Source organism: Patiriisocius marinistellae (genome assembly GCF_009014635.1).
Lineage (GTDB): Bacteria > Bacteroidota > Bacteroidia > Flavobacteriales > Flavobacteriaceae > Patiriisocius > Patiriisocius marinistellae.
The window spans coordinates 1,323,034-1,347,118 of the sequence record NZ_BKCF01000001.1; the positions used below are offsets into that span (position 1 = coordinate 1,323,034).

Below are 24,085 nucleotides of genomic sequence, written 5' to 3' on the forward strand. Positions count from 1 at the left end.
TTCACTTTTAAAGTCGTATAGTTATCCCTACTTTTGCATTCTTATTTCAAAAATGATACCAAAATGGCCTTAGGAGCAACATATAACGCAAGTGAAATAGAAGATAAGTGGTACGCCTACTGGATGGAACATAATTATTTTCATAGTGAAGTCGATGAGAGAGAGCCTTATACCATTGTAATACCACCACCTAATGTAACAGGTGTGTTGCATATGGGGCATATGTTAAATAATACCATACAAGATGTTTTGATTCGTAGAGCACGTTTGCAGGGCTATAATGCATGCTGGGTACCTGGTACTGACCACGCTTCTATTGCTACAGAAGCAAAGGTTGTAGCTAAATTAAAAGAACAAGGAATAAATAAAGCAGATTTAACCCGGGAAGAATTTTTGAAGCACGCGTGGGAATGGACGGAGGAATATGGAGGTGTTATTCTTGATCAATTAAAAAAACTAGGAGCGTCTTGCGATTGGGAACGTACCAAGTTTACGCTGGATCCAGAAATGTCACAACAAGTGATTAAAAGTTTTGTTGATTTATACAATAAAGGACTTATATACCGTGGATATCGCATGGTAAATTGGGATCCAGTAGCAAAAACTACACTTAGTGATGAAGAGGTAAACCATGTAGAAAAACAAGGTAATTTATACTTTATCAAATACAAAATTGAAGGTAGCAAGGAAACATTAACAATCGCTACTACCAGACCCGAAACTATATTTGGGGATACTGCCATTTGTATCAACCCTAACGATGAGCGATTTACGCACCTAAAAGGTAAAAAGGCAATTGTCCCTATTTGTAATAGAGTAATTCCTATTATTGAGGATGAGTATGTTGATGTTGAATTTGGTACTGGTTGTTTAAAAGTAACTCCTGCCCACGATGAAAATGATAAAATGCTTGGTGATAAGCATAAGCTAGAGGTAATAGATATTTTTAATGATGATGCAAGCTTAAATAGTTTTGGGTTGCATTATGAAGGAAAAGACCGTTTTGTAGTTCGTAAAGAGGTTACAAAAGAGTTAGACGAAAAAGGAGCTTTAATTAAAACAGAGCAACATATCAACAAAGTGGGAACAAGTGAGCGCACAAAGGCTGTTATTGAACCACGTTTGAGTGATCAGTGGTTTTTAAAAATGGAGGAGCTCGTAAAGCCAGCAATAAAAGCTGTTTTAGAAGATGATGATGTCGTGTTACACCCTAAAAAATTTGAAAACACATATCGTCACTGGATGACAAACATTCGTGATTGGAATATTTCGCGTCAATTGTGGTGGGGACAACAAATTCCCGCGTTCTTTTATGGCGACGGAAAAGAGGATTTTGTGGTTGCTGAGAGCATAGATGAAGCTTTAGTACTGGCAAAATCAAAAACCAATAATAATTCGTTGACTACCGAAAGTTTGCGTCAAGATGCAGATGCGTTAGATACATGGTTTTCATCATGGTTGTGGCCAATGAGTGTTTTTGATGGTCTAAATAATCCTGATAATAAAGAGTTTAATTATTATTATCCTACAAACGATTTAGTTACAGGTCCAGATATTTTATTTTTCTGGGTAGCTAGAATGATTATAGCGGGATATGAGTATACTGATAAAGCGCCATTTAAAAATGTTTATTTAACAGGTCTTGTGCGTGATAAACAACGCAGAAAAATGAGTAAGTCTTTAGGTAATTCTCCAGACGCTTTAAAACTCATCAATGATTATAGTGCAGATGGTGTACGTGTAGGATTGCTTTTAAGTGCGCCAGCAGGTAATGACTTGATGTTTGATGAGGGTTTATGTAATCAAGGAAAAGGTTTTAGTAAAAAAATACAGAGTGCATTTTCATTAACCCAGATGTGGAATGTTGATAAAACGATTCCACAGCCAGAATCCTCTAGAATAGGGATTGAATGGTACAAAAGCAAATTACAGAAAGCGCTAGTTGAAATGGATGATCATTATAGCAAATATCGTATTAGTGATGCGTTAATGACAACTTATAAGTTAATACAAGATGAGTTTTGTGGTTGGTTATTAGAAATTATTAAACCTGCATACCAAGCTCCAATAGATTCAAAAACGTATAATGAAGTAATGGCATTGTTTGAGGATAACTTAAGAATAGTACATCCATTTATGCCGTTTTTAACAGAAGAACTTTGGCACAATATTGAAGATCGTAGCCCGCAAGAGGCATTGTGTATCAATACGTGGCCAAAAGTAGAACCGATTGATGAAAATTTATTGAAAAACTTTGAGTTCGCTGCAGAGGTAATTTCTGGAGTTCGTACAATTCGAAAAGAAAAAAATATTGCCTTTAAAGACGCAATTGTACTTTCGGTTATAAATGGAGAGAAAGTAGATAGTGTGTTTGATGCTATTATTTCAAAATTGGTTAATATTTCAGAATTAAATTATATTTCCGAAGCATTAGATAGTGCTCTTACATTTAGAGTAAAGTCTAACGAATACTTTATACCAATGGAAGGTGCTATTGATGTGGAGGCCGAAATAGAAAAGCTGAAAGAGGAATTAAAATATACAGAAGGTTTTCTTCGCAGTGTTCAAGGAAAATTAAAAAATGAAAAATTTGTAAATGGTGCTCCAGAACAAGTAGTTGCTAGTGAACGCAAAAAAGAAGCAGATGCTTTGGCAAAGATTGAAACCTTAAAAACTTCTTTAGTTAGTTTAAGCTAGCAAGGGTAAATGTATTTAGACAAATTTTGAGAGTCCATTAAGGCATTTGTCTTTATGGACTTTTTTTAGTGAGTATTTGTAGATATTTATTAGTGGGACTGTTAATGTGTTAAATACCCTTAAATTGAGCCAAACCCATGTTAATAGCTATTTATTAAGTGATTGTCATATGTATATTAGTCTTTTAATCAAAAAACTTAAGATAATGGACCAAGATAAACAAGATAAATTTGAAACAATGCAGACGATGTTGAATAAATTAGAAGATATCAAAAACAGCCAAGAGAGTATAATTGATAAGATAAATCATGTAATAACAGATTTATTTGAGAATCCAGATAAAGATTTAGAAAAAGGAATGGAAGCAGCACATCAAAAAGCTTCAGACAATGTTACTGCGATAAAAGAAGTGATGGAAAACTATGAAATTAAATTTAACAAAGCTCAATTATAACACTTCACCTTTTAGTACATATATTTATAAAAATGACAGCTGATCAAGCTGTCATTTTTTATTTTCGATATAAAAAATAATGGTTTGCAGTTTCTATGTATAGTTGTTTTGCTTCATCCTCAGTAAAATGTTGTGCTTGAAATAGTGCATTTGTTTTAAAAGCTGTTATAAGTGGTTTTTTACTATAACTAGGTTTGTGAGGAGCGTTAGTTGCTTTTTTATAATATGCATATAATTTTAGTAACACATCTGCAGGAAATGGGTCTTGATGATCATTCACTAAAGTGACAACCTTTTGAAACGCTATATCTATTTCTTCACTTGTCATTTTGATGCTAATACAGTAATACCTCCCTTTACTTTTTGATTAAGCTCAACGTTAAGTTTAGTACCTAGCGGTAAAAAGACATCTACTCTGGATCCAAATTTAATAAAACCACTATCACTTGCTTGTTTAACAATAGTTCCTTCTTTAGCATAATTAACAATGCGTTTAGCCAGTGCACCAGCAATTTGACGGTGCAATACATTTCCGAAATTCTTGCTTTTTACAACTACAGTGGTGCGTTCGTTTTCTTCAGAAGATTTAGGGTGCCAAGCTACAAGAAATTTGCCGGGATGATATTTGCTTAATAAAACTTCTCCCTCTACAGGGTATCTTGTTACGTGTACATTTAAAGGCGACATAAATACTGAAACTTGTAGTCTTTTTTCTTTAAAAAACTCTTTTTCAAAAACTTCTTCGATTACTACAACTTTTCCGTCTACGGGAGATAATACTTGTTCTTCATTTAGTGGAAAGTTTCTTTTTGGATTTCTAAAAAATTGTAAAATCAAGATAAGAAATACAACGACGGTTAATAAAACTACACCTCTCAAATATAAATTTGAAATAAGATAATCAGTAGCTAAGCTCACACCTACGACTATAAAAAGTGTGATTAAAATAATTTTGTAACCTTCTTTATGAAACATATTGAACTATTTCTAAAAATGCATAAATAAATGGGCTAGCATAAATAATACTATCTAACCTGTCATATAAACCCCCATGTCCTGGCATAATTATACCACTATCTTTTACACCTGCTTGGCGTTTAAATTTTGATTGTACTAAATCGCCGATGGTTCCAAAAATTGAGGCGATAAGTGCCATTGTTAGCCAAATAGGTAAACTGTATATACCCATTGTTTTAAAGATAATAAATCCTGCTAATAAAGCACCTGACATTCCTCCAAAAAAACCTTCGATAGTTTTTTTTGGAGAAATGCGTTCTAATAATTTATGCTTGCCAAAACTCTTTCCTATTAAATAGGCAAATGTATCGTTTGACCAAATGAGAATAAATACACCAACAATAATTTTTGGCATAAAAACACCTTCGGAAAAAGGGATTAGTGTTAGAAATACAAAGCCGCTTATAATGTAAAATATTGTGGTTATATATTTCTTTTTTTCAAACATTGGTATTTTGCTAGTCCATAGCATATCCTTAAAAAGAAATAGACAGACAAATGATGAAAGAATTAAATAAAGTAATACTGCATTTTGTTCAAAGATATTATAGCTTAAAAAGTACATTGCCGCTGCAAGCAACCCAAAGGCAAGGTAACTTGTAAGATGAACAAGTCGCAAAAACTCACGCATTACAATTATTCCTAATATAAAGAAGAGTGCCATAAACCATGCTCTTGAGGTAAACATAGAAAATATGACTATAAGTATGTATAAAGCGCCAGAAATAGAACGCACAATTACTTCTTTCATCTGTGGTTTTGGTCAGTTTTTGAATCAGATGGAATTGCTAATCCTTAGGTATTTGATTAGGAATAGCGTGACTTTATACATTTTATAAGTCCTCCAGCAGGAGCAAATATAAGTTTTTTGTACTACTTCCGTAGCTCATAAAATCCTTTTCTTTATCGGTTTCAAAGTCTTGAATGGTAGTGATATTTGTGGGTATAAATTTGCCGCCAGAATTTTTAATATTGCGAAGTCCTTCGCTTATGTTTTCAACAAACTGGCTAGTAGTTGCATAGATAATTATATTACTAGGAAGCTCAACTAGCTTTTTCTCTTTCATTTGATTAGAACACAAAAGAATTGAGCCATTATTGGCTACTAAAGATTCACAAGTTGAAAGAAAAAAAGTTGCATTAGCTTTTTTGACAAAGTTTAAATTATATCCTTGAAATTTTGAAGTTAAAAGTTCATTGATACAAAATGTATCTTTTTCATACCAATCATTTTCTGCAAGAATATTATCAAAAGCTTCTGAAACTTCTGCATCATTTTCACAATAGAGAAACTTACCTCCGTTTTTTTTAAAATTAAAAGTAAATTTTTCGTCTATAGGTAACTTGTCCTCTGGGTAATATTTTCCACGATCTGAAGATTTGCCCAAAGCTTTGGCCTTGTCTTCAGAATGTTTTTTAGGATTTAAAAGTCTTTTAAAGAGACTCATAAGTCAAGTTTGAGGAGTTATACATTAGGTTAAACTCAAAGATAGAAAAATAATGATAGAGAAAATAGGGATCTATCTAATCTTTGAGCTAGTCATCTTTGCTATTTTGCACGTAATCGAAAACTAATAGTTATTCAGCTATAGTTTTCTTGTCTTCTTCCTCTTCTTTACTAAATGGTCTTTTTCCAAATATGGTTTGTAAGTTATCTTTGAATATCACTTCCTTATCTAGTAAAACATTAGCTAATTCAGTCAATTTGTCTTTATGATTTTCTAATAACTCAATAGCTCTTTGATATTGTGTTTCGATAAGATTTGAAATTTCTTTATCTATTAACTCAGCAGTCTTTTCGCTATAAGGTTTGCTAAAATTATACTCATTTTGCCCACTTGAATCATAGTATGTAAGATTTCCTACTTTTTCATTTAATCCATAAATAGTGACCATGGCACGTGCTTGTTTTGTAACTTTTTCTAAATCACTTAACGCGCCTGTAGAGATTTTATTAAAAATTACTTTTTCAGCAGCTCTACCGCCAAGTGTAGCACACATTTCGTCTAGCATTTGTTCTGGTCGAACAATAAGGCGTTCTTCTGGTAAATACCAAGCTGCTCCTAATGATTGTCCTCTAGGAACTATTGTAACTTTAACTAGGGGGGCAGCATGCTCTAGCATCCAACTCACTGTTGCGTGACCAGCTTCATGAAAAGCTATAGCTTCTTTTTCAGCAGGCGTAATTATTTTATTCTTTTTTTCCAATCCACCAACTATTCTATCAACTGCATCTAAAAAATCTTGTTTTCCAACAGCTTTTTTCTCTTGGCGAGCTGCAATAAGTGCAGCTTCATTACAAACATTTGCAATATCTGCTCCAGAAAAACCTGGTGTTTGTTTTGATAAAAAATCTGTGTCAAGTCCTTCTTCCTTTTTCAATGGGCGTAAGTGTACCTCAAAAATCTCTTTACGCTCTCTAACGTCTGGTAAATCAACATAAATTTGTCTGTCAAAACGTCCAGCACGCATTAAAGCTTTGTCTAATACATCTGCACGGTTAGTTGCAGCTATAACGATTACATTAGTTCCAGTGCCAAAACCATCCATCTCTGTTAAAAGTTGATTTAATGTATTCTCACGTTCATCATTTGAGCCAGAAAAATTACTTTTACCACGAGCACGTCCAATTGCATCAATTTCATCAATAAAAATTATAGCAGGAGATTTTTCTTTTGCTTGCTTAAATAAATCACGAACTCTTGATGCTCCCACACCTACAAACATTTCAACAAAATCTGAACCAGATAATGAGTAGAAAGGTACCTTTGCTTCTCCTGCAACTGCACGAGCAAGTAATGTTTTTCCTGTACCAGGAGGACCTACTAATAATGCCCCTTTAGGGATTTTACCTCCTAGTGAGGTATATTTTTCTGGATTTTTTAGAAAGTCAACAATTTCTTGTACTTCTTCTTTTGCACCCTCAAGTCCAGCTACATCCTTAAACGAAGTTTTAACATCAATTTTCTCATCAAACAGCTTCGCTTTGGATTTTCCAATATTAAAAATTTGTCCTCCAGCACCACCGCCTCCACCGCCAGACATACGGCGCATGATAAATATCCAAATAGCAATGATTACAATAAATGGAAGAAAACCTATAATAACTTCACTCCATATATTTGACTCTGTTTGCCAAACAATATTAGTGTCTAAGTTATTTTCTTGCTTAATTTCTTGAAAGTTATTCTCAAAATTTTGAAGATCACCAAACTCAAATTGATATGTTGGGTCTCCAGCTTGCGCCATAAACCCTTTATTTTTATTCTTAACGTGTTTTTCTTCAGTAAGTGCTTCAGGGGTGAGGTAAACTTGAGCTACCTTTTTATTTACAATCTCAACTTTTTCAACATCACCATCTTTAAGGTAAGTTTCAAATTCAGCTTGAGTTGTTTTTTTAGGTTGCGTCCAATTACTGCCTCCTGAAAGTTGTATTGCTATAAATATTAAAAAAATACTTCCATAAATCCAGTAAGGACTAAATTTAGGTTTCTTTGAATCTGGCTTTTTGCCTTTATTTTCTTTTGGACTTTTTTTATCTTCTGCCATGTGGGCGTTTAGGTTTTAGTGTGTTGTTTGAATTTTAACAGATTTTGCATCGCCCCAGAGGCCTTCAATATCATAAAACTCTCTAATGTGTTTTTGAAAAACATGTACAACGACATGTACATAATCCATAAGTATCCATTCGCTATTGTCACTTCCTTCTATATGCCAAGCTTTTTCTTTAATCGCTTTGCTTACAGTTTTTTGAATAGAACCTACAATTGCGTTTACTTGAGTATTTGAAGTACCGTTGCAAATAATAAAATAGTCTGTAACTGTGTTTTCGATTTCTCTAAGATCAAGAATTTCAATGTCTTGTCCTTTTACTTCTTCAATGCCTCTAATAATATTAGTGATGAGTACATCGGTATCTTTTTCTTTCTTTAACATTCACTTTTTTTATTTCTACAAAGTTATTACTTTTTTGTTTGTTTACTTACTTTGCAGTTCACTATATAAACTAATAAATTTACGTGAATTTAATCAAAATTAATGCCATCCCATCGACAAATACATACCTAAAAGAATTACGTATGTCAACTACTTTGAGTGATGAAACCGTAGTCTTAGCGTCAAATCAAACTAAAGGTAGGGGGCAACATACCAATTCTTGGCAATCTCAACCCGCTAATAGTTTGACGTTCAGTATTTATAAGTTGTTTGGCAATGTTAAGTTGGAACATCAATTTTATGTTTCAATGGCAGTTTCATTAGGCGTGTATTTGACATTGAAAAAGCTAGAAATACCTAATGTCAAAATCAAATGGCCAAACGACATAATGGCAGAAGAGAAAAAATGTTGTGGGATCTTAATTGAGACTAGTATTAAAAAATCAAACATTAAAGACGCTATTATAGGTATAGGACTTAATGTAAATGAATCTCAATTTGAAAATCTTCCAAAAGCTTCTTCTCTTTATTTAACGACTGGAAAAATGTTTGATATAGATGTTGTGTTAAAAATTCTTACTTCGGAAATTTTAAAAAAATTACATTTATTACAATTGAATGAACTGAATAAATTGCATGATCAGTATCACTCACATCTGTATAAAATGGGGAAAATTTCGGTGTTTGAAGATGCTAATGGATTAAAATTTAACGGAATTATTAAAGGAGTTACTAATAACGGATTACTCATCGTAGAAACTGAAGATTCAACGTTGTTATATTTCGGCTTAAAAGAAATTAGACTACTTGGTTAAATCGTGGTTAGATTTGTAGAAAGAGTGGCAATAAATTTTGTGATAGGTCCTTTAATCATCATTGCCATCATTGTGTTAAATTTCCCTTTGAAGACAAGTTCACAAGCTGATGTATTATCGCTAATTTCATCAATATTCGCCACAAGTGTAAAAGGAAGTTTATCACTAATAGCTCCTAATGTAACTTTATATGGTGCTTCAACCTCTTTTACTTCTAGCGCAATCTCTGGCATACCGCTAAGCGCAAAAACAAAAGCATTGTCTCTAATCATTTCAAACTTGCTTATGTTTTCTGGCATAATATGCTCAAAGTTTTTAGCATCGCTTAAATATGCACAAAGATCTGTTGCGCTTTTATTTACTGTTACTGTTTTGCTATTTATTTCCATAAGTTTTTAGTATAATTTGGGTTGATTAAAATGTGGTTATTGCATCCAAGTGCTAGGGCTTTCTCGCCATTTTCCTAAAAGTTGAGCTTCTTTTGAGGCAATATAATTTGTCTTTTCGGCATTGATTAATAAATGCTCGTAATTACTCAAGGTATTTAATTCAATGCTTGCTTTTTCAAAATTTTCTTTTGCAACATCAAAACCATAAGAAAAAATAGCAAACATCCCTTTTATATTTAGGTTTGCTTGTTGTAATGCTTCAACTGCGAGCAAGCTGCTTTTTCCTGTGCTGATCAAATCTTCGACGATAACTACTGTTTGGTTTTCGCTAACGAGTCCTTCAATTTTATTTTGACGTCCGTGTTTTTTAGCTTCTGGGCGTACATAACAAAAAGGCACGTTTAAATAGTCTGCAACAAGCATGCCTATGCCTATGGCTCCTGTTGCTACACCAGCAATTATATCTGGCTTTCCATATTTTTCTTCAATTTGTTTTGCAAGTTGCTCTCTAAGATAATTGCGTATTGCTGGAAATGAAAGTGTTATCCTATTGTCACAATAAATGGGAGATTTCCATCCAGATGCCCATGTAAAAGGTTCTTGTGGTTGTAATTTTATTGCATTAATTTGCAAAAGTAATTCGGCAGTTTTTTGAGCTGTCTCCTTGTTTAATATCATAGTGCAAATGTATAAAGTTTTCGTCAACGACATACCAATTATTTTATCTTCGGAAAAAAAGATTGGAAAGCAGTACACAACCATCCCTTTAAAAGTGGTTAAGTTTAAGAAATTGATAAAAAAAATCAATGAAGGAAGTTTACTATATGTAAACCTTTATCATAAAAATGAGGAAAAATTAGAGCAATTTCTTAGAAAAAAACTACCTGTTGTTGAAGCTGGAGGAGCGATGGTTTTTAATCAAAAAAAGGAAATTCTTTTCATTCGTCGTAATGGAAAATGGGATCTTCCTAAAGGCAAAATTGAAAAAGGAGAAAGTCATCAAGATGGTGCTATTAGAGAAACAATGGAAGAAACAGGCGTCAAAGACTTAGTGGTAAGAAAGTTTATAACAAAGACTTATCATGTGTTTAAACGAAATGACAAGTTTAAGCTCAAGATAACTTATTGGTATGAAATGTATAGCGATTATGATGGGGATTTAATTCCAGAAGCGAAAGAGGGTATTAAAAAAGCAAAATGGAAAAACTTTGAAAAGTCTCAAAAAGCCCTTACTGAATCTTACGAAAATATTAAATTGCTTTTTCCAAATGAATATTTAACGACGCACCCTAACGATAGGGTATCTTAAATGTGCTTTTTCATAATTAGGTGAATGTTTATGTAACCATTCTAGCTGCGCATACCAGTTATTAACAAAATTAAGGTCGATCATTTTTATAGAATCGAATGTTGTTTTGAGCGCAGGGTTTTCTTGCAGTAATATTTCGGCTTTGTCTTCCCATACATAGGGTGAGAAACCTTCTTTTTGTTGTAAAATGGTATCAAAAAAATTCCAATTAAAAAATGAATCTGGCGCACTAGGCTCTAATGTTTCTAATAAATAACGCACTCCTTCTTGATTAGTTGAAACAATGAAATCTCCTTTTGAAATATTAATGCTCTCTGTGGTAGTTTTTACTTCAGTATTATAATGAGGGTAGTGGCCTTCGTATGGGTTTTTGTAAGTTTCAAAATCTTGAATGTGATATATTTCCGCAGTTAGTGTTGTGTCATTTTTTACTTCGGAAATTTTAATGTTGTTTAATTTCAGTAATTCTAAAATATTCCAGTATCCTTTAGGTATTATATAATGGGATGGTATTGTAATTTTTTTTGAAGCTTTGAAAGTGTTGTAATAAGTGACTTTTTTTGAAAATGGTTTTGTGCGGTCAAATTTGAGACGTTCTTTGCCGGTGACATTGCTGGCAATCATGCTGCCTTCGTAGCCTATAAAATCTAATGTTGTTGTCTTTGTGCTATCAATAACCCATTGTATGGGATAGTTGTCGCCAGTTTTAAATCTATTATTGTCTTTTGATATAATTGTTTTAATAACTTGAGAGTCTTTATCAGCAATATCTATGAAGCTCTTCATAAGCTCATATGTGCCTTTGACTCTTTGTTTGTATGGTTTAAGCATATGTGTTTCAACCATCATGCCTAGTGTATTATATAGGGTTGTGTAGCCTGTTGAGTATCTTGGAGAATCCATAAATTGTTTGAAACCGGTTTCGGGCGTAGTATTAAATACGTTTACATAAGGAGTAATGTCCCAGTTTTTAATAGTTAGTGAATCTTCTAGGGTGGGCATAAATTTTTGATCTAAGTATTTTCCCATTTCGCCACCTAGTTTGTTGTGTTGTGTAAATAGGTGAGTTAACGTATATTGATAATCTGCGCCATTACTTACGTGGTTGTCAATAAATAGTTCGGGTTTTAGGCTCCTAAAAAGTTTAGTGAATGCACGTGCGTTCTTAGAATCTGCTTTTATGAAATCTCTATTTAAATCATAATTGCGAGCATTTCCCCTAAAGCCGTAATTAATAGGGCCATTTTGATTAGTTCTTGTGGTACTATTTCTATTTAATGCTCCTCCTATATTATATACTGGTATTATTGCAATAATGGTATTTTTTGGGCTGGGGATTATTCCATTTGCTAAGTCACGTAATAACAACATAGAAGCGTCTATCCCGTCGCTTTCACCTGGGTGTATACCATTATTAATCAGTAAAATATTTCTTTCTTCTTTTTTTTGAAATAATTGATTGGTGTTAATATAGTTTATTCCATTTTGGTCATATATCACAACATGTAGTGGTTCTCCACTATCTGTTTTGTCCAATTCTACTATAGATATCTTAGCATTATTTGAAGCTAAAAAACTGTAAAACTTTATAACATTCTCGTAGCTAGGTGTTTCTGTTCCATTCGAGGTTTCAAATAATGTTTTTGTTATTACATCATTCGTTTTTTTTTCTTTTTTTAAATTTTCACAACTGCAGAAAAACACTGTGATTACTGTTAAAAGTGCTGCTTTAAAGTAAGTTAATAGTGAATTACTGTTGTTTATCGCAATTATCATAAATTTATGTTAGAATAGGTTGGTAATTATAATTCCTTATTTTATATTTGTTACACAATATTAAACTTTATTAAACTTTTAAAAATTAAATTATGAAAAAAATTACGTTATTAATGGCGTCTTTTGCTTTAGCTGTTTCTGCTAATGCTCAAGATTTTGCTTCTGAATCAAATGTTCAAGGAATAAGTAATGGTGGAAATTCAACAGAGGCAGTCTTATGGGATCAGCCAAGTACTGGTGCTAATGGTGTTGTTTCAACGTTTTACGATGATACTCAATCAGGTGTAGCTATTGCTGATGATTTCGAATTAACTGAAGGTAGTAGAATTGAAACTATAACAGCATATGGTTTTCAAAATGAATTAACTCTTCAAGATATTATTACAGGATATGACCTTTTTATATTCAATAATGATCCTGCTACAAACACTCCAGATGGAGATTATTCTGGTGGTGCTGTATTAGAGGTTTTCAATGCAGATCCTAATGGAGGTTCATTAACGATTACTCAAGATGCTGGTTATGAATTTATAATTGATGTTACTGAGGCTAACGGTGGAGATGATGTTGTTTTACCTGCTGGTATCTATTGGGTTTCAATTAGACCTAGAATGGCTACTGGTGGTGTTGACTTGACAAACCGTTGGAATTGGTTTAAGTCTGATGCTGTTGGACCATTGAGTTCTGCACATTTAATTGATCCTAGTGATATTTTTGGTGGAGGTTATACAGATTGGACTTCTTACGAAAATTTAGGTATTACTGATTATAACTCTACTGCATTTTTGATTGAAGGAGAGCCTGCTCTTAGTGTTAATGACAATGCATTATCTCAAATATCTGTATTCCCTAACCCTGCAAGCGATATTTTAAATATCAAAGTTCCTGCTAATGTTGAAATTAACAGTGTTGCACTTTACGATATTTTAGGAAAAAGAGCATCTGCTACTATTTCTAATGGACAAATTAATGTTGCTGGATTAACAAGTGGTGTGTATATGTTAAATATTACTACTACAGCTGGTACTTTAACTGAGAAGGTAATTATCAAATAATTATCAAATAATTATTATAGAAAAGCCTCTGCAATTGCAGAGGCTTTTTTTATATTAATTAAGTAAATTAAATTTTGTTTTAATATTTAGAATTAAAATTATTAATATATAATATAATTGTTTCTAGAATTGCGTGTTAAAACAAGATTGCAGAGATGTATTTTATTGTGGTTATATTTTAATCTTTCCTTCATTCAAGGATGTGGCCTCTAGGTATAGGAAAAAAAAGGGACTAGCATATTGCTAGTCCCTTTTTTTATAAAAATTTTAAATTTATAATTAGCTATTCATAGAAATCAAGAACTCTTCATTTGTTCTTGTAGTTCTAAATCTTTCATTAATAAACTCCATTGCCTCTACTGGGTTCATGTCTGCAAGATACTTACGCATAACCCACATACGTTGAATTGTAGCCTCGTCTAGTAATAAGTCATCTCTACGTGTGCTAGATGAAGTAAGATCAATTGCAGGGAATATTCTACGATTAGATATTTTTCTATCTAATTGTAATTCCATATTACCAGTTCCTTTAAACTCTTCAAATATAACCTCATCCATTTTAGAACCTGTTTCTGTCAGTGCAGTAGCTATAATACTTAGTGAGCCGCCATTTTCAATATTACGTGCAGCACCAAAGAAACGTTTAGGTTTGTTAAGAGCATTTGCATCTACACCACCAGAAAGTATTTTACCACTAGCGGGTTGTACTGTATTATAAGCACGTGCTAAACGAGTTATAGAATCTAATAAAATGACAACATCATGTCCGCATTCTACAAGTCTCTTAGCTTTATCTATTACTAAATTAGCAATACGTACATGCTCAGAAGGTTCTTTGTCAAAAGTTGAAGCAATAACTTCGCCTTGTACATTACGTTGCATATCAGTAACCTCTTCAGGGCGTTCATCGATTAGAAGAATCATTTGATATACTTCTGGGTGATTTGCGGCAATACCATTAGCAATATCCTTAAGCAGCATAGTTTTACCTGTTTTAGGCTGTGCTACAATCATTCCACGTTGGCCTTTACCTATAGGTGCAAATAAATCTATAATACGTGTAGAAATAGTACTCTGCTTATCAGAGATGTTAAATTTTTCTTGAGGAAATAAAGGAGTTAGATGTTCAAAAGAAACACGGTCTCTCACCACATTTGGGTTTTGACCATTGATTCTATTTACTTTTATAAGAGGAAAGTACTTTTCACCTTCTTTTGGAGGTCGTACTTCACCAAGAACTGTATCTCCGCTTTTTAAACCAAAAAGTCTAATTTGTGATTGAGAAACATAAATATCATCAGGTGATGAAAGATAGTTATAGTCGCTAGACCGTAAAAATCCATAACCATCTTGCATTATGTCAAGTACACCTTCACTTTCTATAATACCGTCAAATTCAAAATCTGGTTCTTTATATCTATTACGGTTGTCTTTATTTCCATTGTTTCGATGGTCATTTTTTTGTTTATTATCACGTTGTGGTGACTTACCATCGTTATTTTTCTTACGATTATCATTTTGTCTAGCTCTGCCTTCGTTGCTTTTAGCATCGTTAGCTTTTTTTCTGGCTTCTGCAGTACGACTATCGTTTGTTTTTTCGTCTTTCTCCTCGGTTTTAGAAGTTTTACTACTGGTATTAGTAGTTTTATTCTGTTGACGTACTTGAGGTTTTTTGTTCTCGGTGCTTTTTGTTTCTCTTGGCTTTCTGGGAGCTCTTTCTTGCTTCTTAGCAGGAGCAGGTTTATTCTCTTTAGTTTCAGAAACTTCTTTTGTTTCTTCTTTTTTTGTTGGCGCCTTTTTAGCAACAGGAGGAGTATCGTCTTTTACAACTGCTTTAACTGCAGATGGATTTGCTGCCTGATAATCGAGTATTTGATAAACTAGGTCTAACTTTTTTAAAGACTTGTACTTAGGGACTTTAAGCGTTTGTGCAAGTTCCTGTAATTCAGGAAGCTTCTTTGCTTTTAATTCTGAAATTTCTAACATGTAAAAAATGTAGTTTATTAATATTTTTTAAGTTTGTGAGTATGATGAGCGAGAATGCTCAAGAAAATTTTATTTGAAGATAAGTAACCTATATTGAAATGGTTACCACTAGTTAATGCAATAATACAACAATAAATTATATTCTGCAGTTATATTTTTTAAAAAGAAACCTTATTTTTGCTTCACACACGTGTAAACAACGCTATGTTACAAAGAATACAAACAGTCTATTTAATTATCGTCGCATTTATAATGCTGGCCCTTTATTATTGGTTTCCTGTAATCATTGATAATGAAGGAAATATTTTGTTAGGTAACAAAGAACCATTGGTCTTTGGGATAATTTTTGTCTCAATTGCACTAGTGATAATAACTATTTTATTATTTAAAAAGCGCCAAATGCAATTTGTATTAAATCGCTTGAACATCATATTAAACTTTGTATTACTGGGAGTTTTCGTTTACAAATCACTTATATTATCTGGAGAGACATTAGTTTCTGAGAAGGGTATTGGGGTGCTACTTCCCATCATTTCTATCGTTTTTTTAGTGATGGCCAACAAAGCCATCAAACGGGATGAGGACCTTGTAAAATCTGTTGATCGTTTACGATAAACACAACTTAGTATTATTAGTGCAAGCCCTTACAGAATGCCATCTGTAAGGGTTTTTTTATGTCATTATCGTTTCAATTCAATAACTTCAAGATTTTGAATTTTCACTCCATCAATTTCAAACCGTAACATTGTCCTAACTTTATGAAATCCATGTTTGCCAATGGCTCCAGAATTCATATGTAACAAACCTATTTTTTTATCATTCATTACTTTTAAAATATGAGAATGACCGCAAATAAAAAGGCGAGGAGGGTTTGTGTAAATTTCATTTTTAATGCGTTGGTTATATTTTCCAGGGTAACCGCCTATGTGGGTTATCCAAACATCAACACCTTCACAAAAAAATCTTAAATCTAGAGGAAAGCTAGCTCGCGCCCTAGCGTCGTCAATATTTCCATATACAGCTTTTAATGGTTTCAAACTAGCAATAGCATCTGTCACTTTTAAGTCTCCTATATCGCCAGCGTGCCATACCTCATCAGCTAATTTTACATATTTTAAAATAGTGTCATCAATATAGCTGTGGGTGTCACTAAGTAGTAGAATTTTTTTCACTTCGGAAATTTTATACAACAAAAATAATAGTTTGTAATCACTAAACCGTAAACTTAAAATTCTTTAAAAATGATACCTTTGCTGAAATCTTTTCTTTTTGCGATATTTTCTAGAAATAGCTTACAATGGTACTAATTATTGCGGATGGCAAATACAGCCTAATGCAATTAGTGTACAAGAAGTACTCGAAAGAAAAATGAGCATTCTTTTACAAAAAGAAATAAAAGTACATGCTGCAGGAAGAACAGACGCCGGAGTACATGCAAAACAATTGTATGTACATTTTGATTACGAGGCACAATTTGAAGGTAATTTTATTTATAAAATAAATTCTTTTTTACCTTCAGATATTTCGGTGATTGCAATTCATAGTGTTGTGGACGATGCACATGCAAGGTTTAATGCAATAGCTCGTGAATATGAGTATCTCATTTCGGTTAAAAAAAACGTTTTTCTCGAAGGACTTTCATATCAATTATACCATGCTCCAGATATTTTAAAAATGAATGAGGCGGCAAGTATTCTATTAAAGTATCAGGATTTCCAATGTTTTTCAAGGTCTAATACAGATGTAAAGACTTATTTTTGTGACATTAATAAAGCGTATTGGGAGCGAGAAGGTGATTTATTGAAATTTACTATTCAAGCAGATAGGTTTTTGCGCAATATGGTACGTGCTATTGTAGGGACGTTACTTAATATAGGTTTTGGAAAAAGCACAATTGAAGATTTACATAATATAATCGCATCAAAAGATAGGAGGGAAGCAGGTACATCTGCACCTGCTCATGGACTATATTTAACTAAGGTTGAATATCCCGAAGACGTTTTTTTAAGGGATTAATATTTCCGAAGAAAAAATTTAATACACACCCTCGTATTTATAGAGGATAAAACTTTCCCGCTTTTGCGGAGACTAAGGATGGCAGAATCAGGAAAAGCATTTGATTTTAAATTATTTAGACGGTTGCTTGCGTTTACAAATGCATACCGGCTAATTTTCTACTTTGTGGCTTTTGCTGCGGTCGCAATGTCTATACTTGCTGTATTGAGACCATACCTTTTAAAGCGAACGGTGGATGATGCGTTTGTGCCACAAGATTCAAATTTATTAGTAATGTTTGTGTCACTCATGATAGGAGTGTTGCTTTTAGAGGTTCTTTTTCAATTTGCTTTCATCTATTACGCAAATTGGTTAGGGCAACATGTTATCAAAGATTTACGAGTAAAACTCTTTAAATTAATGACGAGTTTTAAGATGCAATATTATGATAAAAGTGCGGTAGGGAGGCTAACGACTAGAGCTGTAAATGATATAGAAACTATCTCTAGTATTTTTAGTCAGGGGTTGTTTATGATTATTGCAGATTTACTTAAAATGGCAGCAATTGCTGGTTTTATGTTGTATCAAAGTTGGCGTTTATCTCTAATTGCTTTTGCGGTAATGCCTATAATAATTTATGCAACTCGCATTTTCCAGCGAGCAATGAAGGTTGCTTTTGAAGAAGTAAGAAATCAGGTTGCAAATTTAAATGGGTTTGTACAAGAGCGGTTGACGGGAATGAAAATTGTGCAAATTTTTGCAAGAGAAGATACCGAATATAAGCAGTTTGTTGCTATCAATGAAAAACACAAGAAGGCATGGGTTAAAACCGTATGGTATAACTCTATATTTTTCCCAATTGCCGAAATGTCATCCTCAGTAGCTATCGGTTTGATTGTTTGGTTTGGAGGCCTTAACGCCGCTGAAGGTGGTGTAATTACTTTAGGTTTAATCGTTGCTTTTATTGAATTAGCTCAAATGCTATTTAGACCCTTACGTCAAATAGCAGATAAGTTTAATTCGCTTCAAATGGGTATGGTTGCGGCAAATAGAGTGTTTGCAATTTTAGATACAAAATCACATATTGTTAACGAAGGTACAACTGAGTTAGATGTGACAAAAGGTGAAATTGAGTTTAAAAATGTACGTTTTGGGTATGTTGAAGGCGAAGAGGTGATCAAGGATATTTCATTTAAAGTAAATAGTGGTGAAACAATTGCAATTGTGGGGGCTACAGGTGCGGGGAAATCTACCATAATTAATTTATTAAATAGATTTTACGAGATAAATAGTGGGGAGATTTCTATTGATGGAACTTCGATTGACGAATATACCTTAGTCTCTCTTAGAAAGGAAATTGCTGTTGTATTACAAGATGTCTTTTTATTTGCAGACACTATTTTAAATAATATAACTTTAAATAATCCTGAAATTTCAGAAGCTGAAGTTAGAGCTGCTGCTAATGAGATTGGCGTGTCAAAATTTATAGACTCACTACCTGGTAAATTTCAATATAATGTTAAAGAACGAGGAGCGATGTTGTCATCTGGACAGCGGCAATTAATCGCATTTTTAAGAGCGTATGTTAGCAAGCCGGGTATTTTAATTCTTGATGAAGCAACATCATCAGTAGATAGTTATTCTGAAGAAATGATACAAACCGCTACAGAAAAAATAACACAGGACCGAACTTCAATTGTGATAGCACACAGACTTGCAACTATTAAAAAAGCAGATAAAATACTAGTAATGGATGCTGGGCATATTGTTGAATCTGGTACGCACCAAGAGCTACTAAAAAAAGAAAATGGATATTATCGTAATCTTTACGAAGTCCAGTTTATGACTGAGGAGGCAATATAGCTTACAGCGTCTTTAGTTTCTTTAGGAGGAGGAAGGAAGTCTTTTAACTCAATAACTCCAATAAGTAATAATATAACTATCACTATTACAGAAATAATCATATAAAAAACAAATCCTAAAGGGATGAATAAAAGTGTTTTCAAAACTATTTGTCCAAATGATAATTTGAAAATTCTTTTTAGAAAATACGCATAATAGATTACTTGAAGTAGCATTGAAGTAATCATTGCGTATTGGAAAACAGATTCAAAACTAACAGTAATAAAATAACCAATAATTACAAATATTGATGCTTGCGAGTATCCATACATATTGAGGATAAGATGTTCCACAAAATTATATCTCCTTTTTACGATAAAAAGTAACCATGTTATTATAGCAAAGAATGGTATAAAAGCAAAATAAAGTAATGATTGATATTCAAAAATTGCAGATTGAAATTTATTTACACTTGCTTTTTGCTCTTCATTTATACTTGTTGCCATAGACATTCCGGCCTCAATAGATTCTGGAAAAAATTTTTGAGCGACGAAATAGAAAAAAGTTGTAAGTGTAATTGCAATTGTAAAGTATCCAAACGGATTAATATATTTTTTTCGAACACCGTTAATATAACCACAAACAACTGCTTCAGGTTCTTTAAACAAATCAACAAACGTTCGCAACGGTCTGTTTGCATCGATGCTAAAAAAATTCTCCTTTACTTCAGAAATAAAAAAACCATTTGTAAGGCGCTGTTCAATGACTTTCGCCCCGCACTCATTACAAAACTTATCGTTTTCTGAAAGCTGCTTTTCGCAATTCTTACATTTCATTTTATTATTGCATTAAGTCATTGTTGATAATAGTGGTAAGTTCTTCGATGGTTTCGTAGAGTACAAAATCGCCATCTTTTAAGTAAGATATTTGTCCATTTTCTTCTGATACTACTAAACATACCGCATCACTCTTTTCTGAAACTCCCACGGCAGCACGATGCCTTAAACCAAAACGTAATGGAATACTTCTATCGTTTGAAACAGGTAGAATAACACGTGTAGCAGTAATTTTATTCCCCTCAATTAACATAGCCCCATCATGTAATGGACTATTTTTATAAAATATACTTTCAATTATAGGTTGATTTACTTCTACATCCATTTCATCTCCACTAGATTTTACAAAATCGAGGCTATTATTACGTTTGATAACAATAAGAGCTCCAGTATTAGAGTTTGACATTTTCACACAAGCCTCAATGATTGGGGTTATTTCGGTTACAGCGATGCTGTCTTTTGAGATAGATTTAAATTGTTTAAAAATCCTTCTTATATTAAATTGAGTTGATCCTAGCATTAATAAAAACTTTCTTATTTCCTGCTGAAATACTACAATCAAAGCAAACATACCTACGCCCAAGAAACCACCTAGTATTTTACTAAGCATTTCCATTTCTAACAAATCTGTCAACCACCAGATTCCATAAATTATTACAATACCAATAAATATATTAATGGCAACTGTACCTTTTACAAGGCGATATAAATAATAAAGGAGGCCAGCAACAAGGAATATGTCAATGGCATCAATGATTCTAAAATCAGTAAATTCTATAAAATCCAAATGGGGTTGTTTTTTTACTAAGGTTTAAAAATACAATTTTATAATTGATGTTTGTTTAGTTGATGATTCAGTTTTATACATTCCATCGCCTCTTTAACATCATGTACGCGCAATATACTAGCACCTTTTTGAAGTGCCACCATATTTAAAGCTGTGGTTCCGTTTAGTGCTTCGGTAGGTTCGGTTTTAAGTGTTTTGTAAATCATCGATTTTCTTGAAACTCCAGCTAAAATGGGTAAATCTAAATGTTTAAATAGCTCAAGAGAATTCATTAATTCAAAACTTTGAGCAGCAGTTTTTGAAAAACCAAAACCAGGATCAACAATTATATCGTTAATATTATGACTTCGTGCTTCGGCAATTCTTTGCGAAAAATAGAACAAAACTTCTTTGGTAATATTTTTATAATCTGTTTCGGTTTTCATCGTTTGTGGTGTCCCTCTCATGTGCATTAAAATATAGGGAACTTGGTAACGAGCTACGGTGTTATACATTTCAGCATCTAAAAGACCGCCAGAAATATCATTCACAATACAGGCGCCAGCTTCAATGGCTGCGCTCGCAACATTGCTTCTAAAGGTATCAATAGAAATTAACGCCTCTGGAAATTCATCAATGATGGCTTTGATTGCAGGAATCACTCTTTCAATTTCTTCGGAAGCCGAAATGTCACTAGCATTAGGCCTTGAGCTATAACCGCCTATATCTAAAAACGTGGCGCCCTCGCCCAGCATTTTAGTAGCTTGTGCAATGATGGGTCTAATGGATGTAGTATTTCCGCCGTCATAAAAGCTATCTGGCGTAACATTAATTATACCCATCACGTGTGGCATAGACATGTCAATTAACGTACCTTTACAGTTGATTGTTTGCAATTTTTATAATTGATTTATTTCCACGAAATTTACGCAAAATCTTACACTTACTATGGCAGATACGTCTAAACAATACAATGCAATTATTGAAACCTGCAGAGCGCTCTTTATCAATAAAATGAAAGATTATGGGAGTGCGTGGCGTATTTTAAGATTACCATCCTTAACAGACCAGATCTTTATTAAAGCTCAACGTATAAGAGGCTTGCAACAAAATAAAGAGCAACGTGTGGATGAAGGCCAAGTAAGTGAGTTTATAGGCATTATCAACTATTCTATAATGGCATTAATTCAATTAGAAAAAGGTGTTGTTGAGCAACCAGATTTGGCATTAGAAGAAGCAGTCCAGATGTATGATGAGCACGTTGCAGTTACTAAACAATTAATGCTCGATAAAAATCATGACTATGGCGAAGCGTGGCGAGATATGCGTGTAAGTAGCTTAACAGATTTAATTTTACAAAAACTACTTCGCGTTAAGCAAATTGAGGACAATCAAGGGAAAACACTTGTGAGTGAAGGTATTGATGCTAATTACCAAGATATGATTAACTATGCGGTGTTCGCGATGATACATTTAGAAATTGATGTTAAATAGGTTATATGTTTTCTGCTGAAATATTAAAGACATTAAAAAGTAAGAGTTTATGAAAGTACTAATAGGATTTGCAAGAATATTTGTTGGAGTTTTATTCATCATTAGTGGGTTAATAAAATTAAATGACCCTGTTGGGTTTTCATTTAAATTAGGAGATTATTTTGCCCCAGAGGTTTTAAACTTAGAATTTCTAGTACCATTTGCATTATTAATTGCAATCGTAGTTGTGATATTTGAAGTACTACTTGGAGTAATGTTGATTGTGGGATATGCAAAGAAATTTACGCTGTGGAGTTTGCTAATTTTAATAGTAGGCTTTACATTTCTCACATTTTACTCCGCTTACTTTAATAAAGTAACAGATTGTGGATGTTTTGGAGATGCTTTAAAACTAACCCCTTGGCAGTCTTTTTACAAGGATATTGTATTACTTGTTTTAATTTTGATATTGTTCGCTGGGCGTAAGCATATACAACCATTTTTCACAAAATTTACTCGTAGTATTATAGTGTTTATAGCCTTTGTATTATGCATGTGGTTAGGGTATCATGTGTTATCTCACTTACCAGTAGTAGATTTTAGAGCATACAAAGTAGGTGCAAATATTAAAGAAGGAATGGAAACTCCGCCAGATGCGCTTCCCCCATTAATTCAATATAATTGGGAATATGATATAAACGGAAAAAGTGAAATAATTTCAAACACCACAGGACAAGATCCACAGCCAGCAGGAGGGACGATGGTGGGCGTAACTACAGAGTTTTTACGCGAACCTTACGAACCACCAGTGCATGATTTTTCTATGGAAAGGGAAGGTGAAGATTATACTGAAACTTTTCTAGCAGAAGAAAATTTAATAGCAGTAATCGCATACAATCTAGATAATACAGAGAAAGATGGTTTCTTACCTATTAGGAAAATTACTAATGAAGCCATAAAAAATGGATATAAAGTTATTGGACTTTCTGCATCTTCACAAGAGGAGACTGAGAAATTGGTGGAGTTATACGGTTTGAACTTTAAATTTTATTTCTGCGATATGACTACGCTAAAAACAATTGTGAGAAGTAATCCTGGAATAGTGTCACTTGAAAAAGGAACAATTGTCCAAAAATTACATTTCAATGACGCGGCAGATTTAAGATTAAAACAATTAGATGGAGCAATTCCCAACCTAGATTTTGATTTAAAAAAACGCCTTGATAGTATAGCTATTCTAGATCAAAAATATCGTAAATTAATGCAACATGAAGGTGCAAATTTGGACAGCCTTTGGAAAATGCAAGAAGTAATTGATGCTTCAAACATACAATTTGTTGAAAAGTATTTTGATACAAAAGGATATCCCGGAAAAAGCGTTGTAGGAGAGCCTTCTAATAATGCAGCATGGTATGTTCTACAACACAATCCAGATAGAATCCCAGAGTATTTGCCAATGATTAAAAAAGCAGGTGAAGCTGGTGAAATTTCATTTCGTTTAGTGGCGATGATGGAAGACCGTTATTTAATGGGTGAAGAAAAACCCCAAATATATGGTACGCAAGGAGGCACACTACCTGATGGTACAAACTACATTTGGCCAATTGAAAACCCAGAAACTGTAAATGAGCGTCGTGTAAAAGCGGGTTATACACAGACTATTGAAGCCTATGCAAAATTACTTTTTGGTGAAGATTTTGAGTATAAAGCACTCACCATCGATGAGATAAAAAAATAAG

General features: G+C 33.2%; 24 protein-coding genes. 10 read left to right on the forward strand and 14 right to left on the reverse strand.

Going from position 1 to position 24,085, the window contains the following annotated elements; translation table 11 throughout:
- Positions 1–63: 63 nt before the first annotated feature.
- Positions 64–2,697, forward strand: coding sequence for a valine--tRNA ligase (locus GB234_RS05915; RefSeq protein WP_151893581.1), 2,634 nt, complete (start codon positions 64–66; stop codon positions 2,695–2,697).
- A gap of 205 nt (positions 2,698–2,902) precedes the next feature.
- The gene (locus tag GB234_RS05920) at positions 2,903–3,151 is read left to right on the forward strand and encodes a hypothetical protein (RefSeq protein ID WP_151893582.1); all 249 of its coding nucleotides are present in this window, start codon (positions 2,903–2,905) and stop codon (positions 3,149–3,151) included.
- A gap of 58 nt (positions 3,152–3,209) precedes the next feature.
- Here the strand turns inward: GB234_RS05920 and GB234_RS05925 are convergent, their stop codons facing one another.
- The 6 genes from GB234_RS05925 to rsfS form a co-directional block, all read right to left on the reverse strand.
- Positions 3,210–3,479, reverse strand: a complete 270-nt coding sequence (locus GB234_RS05925) for an acyl-CoA-binding protein (protein WP_151893583.1) — start codon at positions 3,477–3,479, stop codon at positions 3,210–3,212.
- Positions 3,476–4,126 carry a phosphatidylserine decarboxylase family protein gene (locus GB234_RS05930; RefSeq protein WP_151893584.1) on the reverse strand — a complete coding sequence of 217 codons (651 nt, stop codon included), beginning with the start codon at positions 4,124–4,126 and terminating at the stop codon, positions 3,476–3,478. The genes GB234_RS05925 and GB234_RS05930 overlap by 4 nt, the downstream gene beginning before the upstream one ends.
- Positions 4,116–4,919, reverse strand: a complete 804-nt coding sequence (locus tag GB234_RS05935) for a phosphatidate cytidylyltransferase (protein WP_151893585.1) — start codon at positions 4,917–4,919, stop codon at positions 4,116–4,118. Before GB234_RS05935 ends, GB234_RS05930 begins: the two co-directional genes overlap by 11 nt.
- A gap of 82 nt (positions 4,920–5,001) precedes the next feature.
- Positions 5,002–5,616, reverse strand: a complete 615-nt coding sequence (locus GB234_RS05940; protein ID WP_151893586.1) for an LUD domain-containing protein — start codon at positions 5,614–5,616, stop codon at positions 5,002–5,004.
- Positions 5,617–5,746: 130 nt separating this feature from the next.
- A complete protein-coding gene (ftsH, locus tag GB234_RS05945; RefSeq protein WP_151893587.1) occupies positions 5,747–7,717 on the reverse strand; it encodes an ATP-dependent zinc metalloprotease FtsH in 1,971 nt (656 codons plus the stop codon).
- A gap of 15 nt (positions 7,718–7,732) precedes the next feature.
- Entirely contained in the window at positions 7,733–8,104 is a 372-nt protein-coding gene (gene rsfS, locus GB234_RS05950) for a ribosome silencing factor (protein WP_151893588.1), read from the reverse strand.
- A gap of 83 nt (positions 8,105–8,187) precedes the next feature.
- Here rsfS and GB234_RS05955 point away from each other — a divergent pair, with 83 nt between their 5' ends.
- Entirely contained in the window at positions 8,188–8,919 is a 732-nt protein-coding gene (locus tag GB234_RS05955; protein WP_172966846.1) for a biotin--[acetyl-CoA-carboxylase] ligase, read from the forward strand.
- Here GB234_RS05955 and GB234_RS05960 read toward each other — a convergent pair.
- Positions 8,916–9,308, reverse strand: a complete 393-nt coding sequence (locus GB234_RS05960) for an SRPBCC family protein (protein ID WP_151893590.1) — start codon at positions 9,306–9,308, stop codon at positions 8,916–8,918. The two genes, GB234_RS05955 and GB234_RS05960, sit on opposite strands and share 4 nt — an antisense overlap.
- 36 nt (positions 9,309–9,344) lie before the next feature.
- The gene (gene pyrE, locus GB234_RS05965) at positions 9,345–9,986 is read right to left on the reverse strand and encodes an orotate phosphoribosyltransferase (RefSeq protein WP_151893591.1); all 642 of its coding nucleotides are present in this window, start codon (positions 9,984–9,986) and stop codon (positions 9,345–9,347) included.
- A 7-nt stretch (positions 9,987–9,993) separates the two neighbouring features.
- Here pyrE and GB234_RS05970 point away from each other — a divergent pair, with 7 nt between their 5' ends.
- Positions 9,994–10,617: an NUDIX hydrolase gene (locus GB234_RS05970; protein ID WP_151893592.1), complete on the forward strand. Its 624-nt coding sequence runs from the start codon at positions 9,994–9,996 to the stop codon at positions 10,615–10,617.
- Here GB234_RS05970 and GB234_RS05975 read toward each other — a convergent pair.
- Positions 10,585–12,393, reverse strand: a complete 1,809-nt coding sequence (locus tag GB234_RS05975; protein ID WP_151893593.1) for a M14 family metallopeptidase — start codon at positions 12,391–12,393, stop codon at positions 10,585–10,587. The two genes, GB234_RS05970 and GB234_RS05975, sit on opposite strands and share 33 nt — an antisense overlap.
- 92 nt (positions 12,394–12,485) lie before the next feature.
- On the opposite strand from GB234_RS05975, the gene GB234_RS05980 reads away from it, so the two are divergent.
- Positions 12,486–13,448 carry a T9SS type A sorting domain-containing protein gene (locus GB234_RS05980; protein WP_151893594.1) on the forward strand — a complete coding sequence of 321 codons (963 nt, stop codon included), beginning with the start codon at positions 12,486–12,488 and terminating at the stop codon, positions 13,446–13,448.
- A gap of 279 nt (positions 13,449–13,727) precedes the next feature.
- Here the strand turns inward: GB234_RS05980 and rho are convergent, their stop codons facing one another.
- The gene (gene rho, locus GB234_RS05985; RefSeq protein ID WP_151893595.1) at positions 13,728–15,434 is read right to left on the reverse strand and encodes a transcription termination factor Rho; all 1,707 of its coding nucleotides are present in this window, start codon (positions 15,432–15,434) and stop codon (positions 13,728–13,730) included.
- Positions 15,435–15,611: 177 nt separating this feature from the next.
- Here rho and GB234_RS05990 point away from each other — a divergent pair, with 177 nt between their 5' ends.
- A complete protein-coding gene (locus GB234_RS05990) occupies positions 15,612–16,049 on the forward strand; it encodes a DUF4293 domain-containing protein (RefSeq protein ID WP_308645056.1) in 438 nt (145 codons plus the stop codon).
- 65 nt (positions 16,050–16,114) lie between these two features.
- Here GB234_RS05990 and GB234_RS05995 read toward each other — a convergent pair whose 3' ends face one another.
- A complete protein-coding gene (locus GB234_RS05995; protein WP_151893596.1) occupies positions 16,115–16,606 on the reverse strand; it encodes a metallophosphoesterase family protein in 492 nt (163 codons plus the stop codon).
- Between the two features lie 97 nt (positions 16,607–16,703).
- On the opposite strand from GB234_RS05995, the gene truA reads away from it, so the two are divergent.
- Positions 16,704–17,450 (forward strand): tRNA pseudouridine(38-40) synthase TruA, encoded by a 747-nt coding sequence (gene truA, locus GB234_RS06000; RefSeq protein ID WP_151893597.1) that lies wholly within the window; start codon positions 16,704–16,706, stop codon positions 17,448–17,450.
- Between the two features lie 78 nt (positions 17,451–17,528).
- Positions 17,529–19,292 (forward strand): ABC transporter ATP-binding protein, encoded by a 1,764-nt coding sequence (locus GB234_RS06005; protein ID WP_151893598.1) that lies wholly within the window; start codon positions 17,529–17,531, stop codon positions 19,290–19,292.
- On the opposite strand, the gene GB234_RS06010 is transcribed toward GB234_RS06005, so the two are convergent.
- The 3 genes from GB234_RS06010 to folP are packed head-to-tail and all read right to left on the reverse strand — an operon-like array spanning position 19,256 to position 21,769.
- Positions 19,256–20,107 carry a DUF3667 domain-containing protein gene (locus tag GB234_RS06010; RefSeq protein ID WP_151893599.1) on the reverse strand — a complete coding sequence of 284 codons (852 nt, stop codon included), beginning with the start codon at positions 20,105–20,107 and terminating at the stop codon, positions 19,256–19,258. The genes GB234_RS06005 and GB234_RS06010 overlap by 37 nt on opposite strands.
- Positions 20,108–20,111: 4 nt before the next feature.
- Complete coding sequence (locus GB234_RS06015; RefSeq protein WP_151893600.1) at positions 20,112–20,894, reverse strand: diadenylate cyclase; 783 nt, start codon at positions 20,892–20,894, stop codon at positions 20,112–20,114.
- Between the two features lie 38 nt (positions 20,895–20,932).
- Positions 20,933–21,769, reverse strand: a complete 837-nt coding sequence (folP, locus tag GB234_RS06020) for a dihydropteroate synthase (RefSeq protein ID WP_235906065.1) — start codon at positions 21,767–21,769, stop codon at positions 20,933–20,935.
- Positions 21,770–21,821: 52 nt separating this feature from the next.
- Here folP and GB234_RS06025 point away from each other — a divergent pair, with 52 nt between their 5' ends.
- Both GB234_RS06025 and GB234_RS06030 read left to right on the forward strand, forming a co-directional pair.
- The gene (locus GB234_RS06025) at positions 21,822–22,367 is read left to right on the forward strand and encodes a DUF1599 domain-containing protein (protein WP_151893601.1); all 546 of its coding nucleotides are present in this window, start codon (positions 21,822–21,824) and stop codon (positions 22,365–22,367) included.
- 49 nt (positions 22,368–22,416) lie between these two features.
- Positions 22,417–24,084, forward strand: a complete 1,668-nt coding sequence (locus tag GB234_RS06030; RefSeq protein WP_151893603.1) for a BT_3928 family protein — start codon at positions 22,417–22,419, stop codon at positions 24,082–24,084.
- The last annotated feature ends 1 nt before the right edge of the window (position 24,085 follow it).

Bases quoted from the DNA above. Each gene is read 5' to 3' on its own strand.
- GB234_RS06010 (WP_151893599.1), bottom strand. From the start codon at position 20,107: ATGAAATGTAAGAATTGCGAAAAGCAGCTTTCAGAAAACGATAAGTTT.
- GB234_RS06030 (WP_151893603.1), top strand. From the start codon at position 22,417: ATGAAAGTACTAATAGGATTTGCAAGAATATTTGTTGGAGTTTTATTC.
- GB234_RS05925 (WP_151893583.1), bottom strand. From the start codon at position 3,479: ATGACAAGTGAAGAAATAGATATAGCGTTTCAAAAGGTTGTCACTTTA.
- GB234_RS05960 (WP_151893590.1), bottom strand. From the start codon at position 9,308: ATGGAAATAAATAGCAAAACAGTAACAGTAAATAAAAGCGCAACAGAT.
- GB234_RS05970 (WP_151893592.1), top strand. From the start codon at position 9,994: ATGTATAAAGTTTTCGTCAACGACATACCAATTATTTTATCTTCGGAA.
- ftsH (WP_151893587.1), bottom strand. From the start codon at position 7,717: ATGGCAGAAGATAAAAAAAGTCCAAAAGAAAATAAAGGCAAAAAGCCA.
- GB234_RS06025 (WP_151893601.1), top strand. From the start codon at position 21,822: ATGGCAGATACGTCTAAACAATACAATGCAATTATTGAAACCTGCAGA.
- GB234_RS06005 (WP_151893598.1), top strand. From the start codon at position 17,529: ATGGCAGAATCAGGAAAAGCATTTGATTTTAAATTATTTAGACGGTTG.
- pyrE (WP_151893591.1), bottom strand. From the start codon at position 9,986: ATGATATTAAACAAGGAGACAGCTCAAAAAACTGCCGAATTACTTTTG.
- GB234_RS05920 (WP_151893582.1), top strand. From the start codon at position 2,903: ATGGACCAAGATAAACAAGATAAATTTGAAACAATGCAGACGATGTTG.
- GB234_RS05980 (WP_151893594.1), top strand. From the start codon at position 12,486: ATGAAAAAAATTACGTTATTAATGGCGTCTTTTGCTTTAGCTGTTTCT.
- GB234_RS05930 (WP_151893584.1), bottom strand. From the start codon at position 4,126: ATGTTTCATAAAGAAGGTTACAAAATTATTTTAATCACACTTTTTATA.
- GB234_RS05935 (WP_151893585.1), bottom strand. From the start codon at position 4,919: ATGAAAGAAGTAATTGTGCGTTCTATTTCTGGCGCTTTATACATACTT.
- GB234_RS05940 (WP_151893586.1), bottom strand. From the start codon at position 5,616: ATGAGTCTCTTTAAAAGACTTTTAAATCCTAAAAAACATTCTGAAGAC.
- rho (WP_151893595.1), bottom strand. From the start codon at position 15,434: ATGTTAGAAATTTCAGAATTAAAAGCAAAGAAGCTTCCTGAATTACAG.
- GB234_RS05915 (WP_151893581.1), top strand. From the start codon at position 64: ATGGCCTTAGGAGCAACATATAACGCAAGTGAAATAGAAGATAAGTGG.
- GB234_RS05975 (WP_151893593.1), bottom strand. From the start codon at position 12,393: ATGATAATTGCGATAAACAACAGTAATTCACTATTAACTTACTTTAAA.
- rsfS (WP_151893588.1), bottom strand. From the start codon at position 8,104: ATGTTAAAGAAAGAAAAAGATACCGATGTACTCATCACTAATATTATT.